At 54.2% G+C, this 4,276-nt stretch carries 4 protein-coding genes; all 4 read right to left on the bottom strand.

Annotated elements, in window-relative coordinates; all coding sequences use genetic code 11:
• On the bottom strand, nucleotides 1-1,364 hold a 1,364-nt coding region (locus H6F43_RS08370), incomplete at its 3' end, for an MFS transporter (RefSeq protein ID WP_190342339.1).
• A complete protein-coding gene (gene recO / locus H6F43_RS08375; protein ID WP_190342340.1) occupies nucleotides 1,348-2,304 on the bottom strand; it encodes a DNA repair protein RecO in 957 nt (318 codons plus the stop codon). The genes H6F43_RS08370 and recO, both read right to left, overlap by 17 nt.
• A 58-nt stretch (nucleotides 2,305-2,362) precedes the next feature.
• The gene (gene deoC / locus H6F43_RS08380) at nucleotides 2,363-3,061 is read right to left on the bottom strand and encodes a deoxyribose-phosphate aldolase (protein ID WP_190342341.1); all 699 of its coding nucleotides are present in this window, start codon (nucleotides 3,059-3,061) and stop codon (nucleotides 2,363-2,365) included.
• A 197-nt stretch (nucleotides 3,062-3,258) separates the two neighbouring features.
• Nucleotides 3,259-4,155: a hypothetical protein gene (locus H6F43_RS08385; protein ID WP_190342342.1), complete on the bottom strand. Its 897-nt coding sequence runs from the start codon at nucleotides 4,153-4,155 to the stop codon at nucleotides 3,259-3,261.
• Between the last annotated feature and the right edge of the window lie 121 nt (nucleotides 4,156-4,276).

Below are 4,276 nucleotides of genomic sequence, written 5' to 3' on the forward strand. Positions count from 1 at the left end.
CCCAGAAGCGCAATCAGCACCAGTGCAGGCACCAGCCGTTCCGCAAAGATCGACAGTCCCAGCAGCGAGGATGCCATGCCGATCGAGCCGTACAGTCCGAGTCGTGCGTGAGAAAACCGCTGCCCAAAGTGTCCCAAACAGGTTGCACCGATCGCCATGCCGACTCCGCCCGCCGCCAGTAAAAAGCCAAACTGCGACGACTTAATTGCAGGCATGATTTCGGCTAGACGAACAGATAGCACCGCCAGCGATGCAAACACCGAAAACAAAACCACGAGCTGAATCATGGCGCTGCGGACACGGGCTTGCTCACTCAAATAGCGCCATCCATCACGGATATCTTGCAGCACGTGCGGCGGTTCTGCGGCTTCGTCGCTGCCCTCGATCGGAGTGATCACGGGTCGCTGTTGCTCGGAGGTGTTCAGCAGCAGCAGCAGCAGCCCGGAGATCGCATAGCTACCACCCACAACCAGTTCCTTACCCAGTCCTGTTGCCGTCCAACCCAACTGAGCTGCCAGCGTATCCGCCAGCGCCAGCAGCGGTTCCCCAACCGCAAACCCAATGATCACCGACGCCATCATGGTTGTGGTGTAAAGCGAGTTAGCCGACAGCAGGTGCCGCCGCTCCACAATTAGCGGAATTGCCACTTGCTCTGCCGGAGCAAAGAACTGCGTCAGCGTCGATACCAAAAACGTGATGCCAAGGAGAATACAGAAGCCGATCGGAAAGCCGCTAATGGGCGTCCAGCCTTTAGAAATCCATAGCAGCGGCGGCAGTGCAAACACCAGCCCACCCCGCAGTAGATTTGTCAGCACCAGCACGGCTTTTTTGGACCAGCGATCCACATAGGCACCTGCCACTGAGCCAAACAGCACCGCCGGGATCGTGAATGCAATCATAATCGACGCTACCCAGCCGCTGATCGTCTGTCCCTGAGTCTGAAAGCGGCTGGCAATCAGCGAAATCATCAGCACCAGATAGACCTTATCTGCAAGCTGAGAAAAAACCTGACCGCTCCACAGCGTTAAAAAGTTGCGGTTTTTCAGCACGGGCAAAAATCCGCGCTCTGGCTCCGCCGTGGGGGTTGAAGCCTCTGTAGACTGTGGCTGACTCGGCGCATCTAGCTCATGAGAGTGAGAACCGTTAGTTGAGTCGCCATTCTTCGACTCGGTACTAGCACCTTCGCCCACAAGCGCATCATTCGCCATGACGGGTTTGTCAGTAGAATCTGCCATTTTGTTCACATAGGCACCCGCAGCAGGGGCGTCAAACTGGCGAGACCTGTGGCTACGACTGCCTGAACCGGGGTAGTTCGAGGACAGCATTGTAGCGATTTCAAGGTCGGATTCAGGCAGTCGCATCATGATTCTGAGGGTTGGGGGTAATCGCTTGGGGAAGAAAGCAGGCGTCAATCAGAGTTGCGGAGCGAATAGGACGATCGAAATGATACTCTGCGTACTGGCGCAGCAGTCGCTCAACAGTCGTCCACACTCTTTGTGGTGCGACAAGCGTCCGACTGGGGGGAGTCGAACCCACTGACTGGGGTAGGTTTTCTTGAGCCAACTGCTGAAGAATTGTAAGCTGGCTTGCGGAAATTCGAGTGTTTAGCCCGACAGCGGGTGCCGTTTGGTAACGGCTGCGCGGCTCGGCTACACGGTTGTGAGGTTCTTGTCGAGGGACGATCGTTTGCGGTCTATCTGAATTTGCCTGCCGAGGCGAGGGGGTTTGTAGCTGCGTCAGTGCTGCCAGCGTTACCGTACCACCCGCTGGAATACTAAAGCCAACTTGCCAAGCGGGATCGTGCAGGTCAGGGACGATCGCGTGCTGGGTCAGGCAGCAGAGATGAACCTGTGGCGCGACGCCTGCTAGAACGAGGAACTGAAACACCGCATGCGTTAGGTGAGCTAAAACCTGTTCGGCAGACGCGTGTTCTAAGCGCCCTAAGTGATCATTCAGCAAACAAAACAATTCATCTTGTGGCTGATCGCTCAGCGCCTGACACAAGCAAAGCTCCGCCAAATACTGACTTGCCGTCAGCTTTTTTAGGTCGTGTGCCAGACCCGGATAAGACTCCAGCGTTTCCGCCTGAGTCACTTTGTCGAGCGATCGCCCCTTCGCAATTAACAATTCATTCACCACAAACAGTCCACTCCGTCCACCTAATCGAGAGTTATGCTTTCGCGCCCCCATCGCTACTGCCCGTACTAAGCCAAACTCCCGCGTAAGGATCGTCAGCAGGCGATCAGACTCTCCCAGCGGCATACTCTTCAGGTTGATCCCTGTGGCTTTGTAGGTGCGACTCATGAAGACAGTAAGGAGTAAGCAGCGAGTAGATGAACAGTTCAAATTCAAAATTACTAATTCATAATCTTGAATTCTCCTTGCCCTTTTCTAGGGTATCGCGCTGACGCAAAAGATCGGGTCCGCGAGACGTGCCCAGTCGGGTTGCACCTGCAATAACTAACTCTAGCGCCTGCTCTGCCGTGCGAATTCCTCCAGAAGCCTTAATCCCCACTCGGTCTTTAGCAAGGTCCTTAAGTAGCCGAACGTCCGCGATCGTCGCTCCACCATGTAGCCCTGTGCTAGTTTTCAGGAAAGATGCTCCAGCATCCATGCAGAGTTCAGCCACCAACCGCTTTTCCGCATCCGTTAGCAGCGACATTTCCAGGATTGCCTTGACGGTCTGTCCGGTTTCATCGCAGATTTCGGCAATCTCCCGATGCACATCCTCGGTTTTGCCCGCCTTCAGCCAGCCAAGGTTAATCACCACGTCCAGTTCGGTTGCGCCGTTTTCTGCTGCTTCCTGCGCCTCATACAGCTTGACCGCCGAGGTCGTTGCGCCGTGAGGAAAGCCAATGACCGTGCAAACGCGCGGACGTTTACCTCGAAGCAGTTCAACTGCCTGACGCACATGAACTGGATAAACACATACAGCAGCAAATTTAAACCGATCGGCATCCTCACACCACTGCTCAACCTGCTCTGCTGTGGCTGTAGCGCTCAGCAGAGCATGATCAATAAACGGAGCAAGATCAATATCTGAGTCTGTGATTGCGGCCATGAGTCCTCATCAAAGCTTTCTAACTAGTACCAAACTTTCAGCAGTTTGTGATCGGTTCTAGAGAAAGGACTGACTGAAGAGATAGGTCGAGCCACGTACAGCAGTTTTGAACCAGAGGCGAGGTAGACGAAGCTAAGCAGCTTATTTGAGGAATTGCTTTAGAAAATGCCTACCTTGCTGCGGTGACGCGGTACAGTTTACCGCCGCATTAAGGACGCTCCCTCAGGTAGAGGTCTACCTTTTGGCTCAGGCAGTGCAGGACCAGGTTTGTAGGGCATTGGAATGTACTGGACCGAGGGACGCCCGCCCTGCGACTGTGGATACAATTCCATTAGCTCATAAATGACGCGCGGCAAGCCTACCGTAATGGGTAAACCGAGTTCCGATGCCTCTTCCACCGTCACCGGATAGTCGTGCGTCACTCTTCCGGTCGTCAGAGCCTCAATAATGGGCTCAACTTTCTCAGGTGCAATTTTGGGGTTAGGAATTTCGTCCTGCAGCAGCGTGCGAACAAAGCGTTGCACCTGCTGGATTGCCTTGCGCGATAGGTCTGCCATGATTAGCGTCTCGTCGTCGATTTCGCTGATTGGCTTGTCTTCCACAACCTTGAGTACGCTTGCCGCTGGGAAATTGCCCAATTGCGGATCAACCGGACCCAGCACTGCATTCGCGTCCATAACGATCTCGTCTGCCGCCAGCGCCAGCATTGTTCCACCGCTCATTGCGTAGTGCGGTACAAACACCGTCACTTTTGCGGGATGCCGAATCAGAGCGCGGGCGATTTGCTCCGTCGCCAGCACTAAACCACCTGGCGTGTGCAGAATCAGATCGATCGGCACGTCCGGTGGTGTGAGGCGAATGGCCCGAAGCACTTGCTCGGAGTCTTCGATCGTAATGTAGCGCGAGAGCGGAATCCCCAATAGGCTAATGGACTCTTGCCGATGGATCAGTAGAATCACGCGACTGCGCCGCTGTCGTTCAAAACCTGTGAGGGCTTGAACACGGCGCGACTCGGTTTGTCGTCGCTGCCACAAGGGTTGTAGCGACGAGATGACTAGAAAAACCCAGAACAAATCAAAGAAATTAAAATTCACGGAGGCTGCTTCCTAGTACCAGACGCACAGGTTTACCGCCCTATTGTTTCAATCTCTATATAAGAAAATGTCTATCTCTAGGCTTAACTGAAGCGACTGTAAAACAGCGATATGTCTTCTA

The organism is Leptolyngbya sp. FACHB-36, assembly GCF_014695955.1.
Taxonomy (GTDB): domain Bacteria; phylum Cyanobacteriota; class Cyanobacteriia; order Leptolyngbyales; family Leptolyngbyaceae; genus FACHB-36.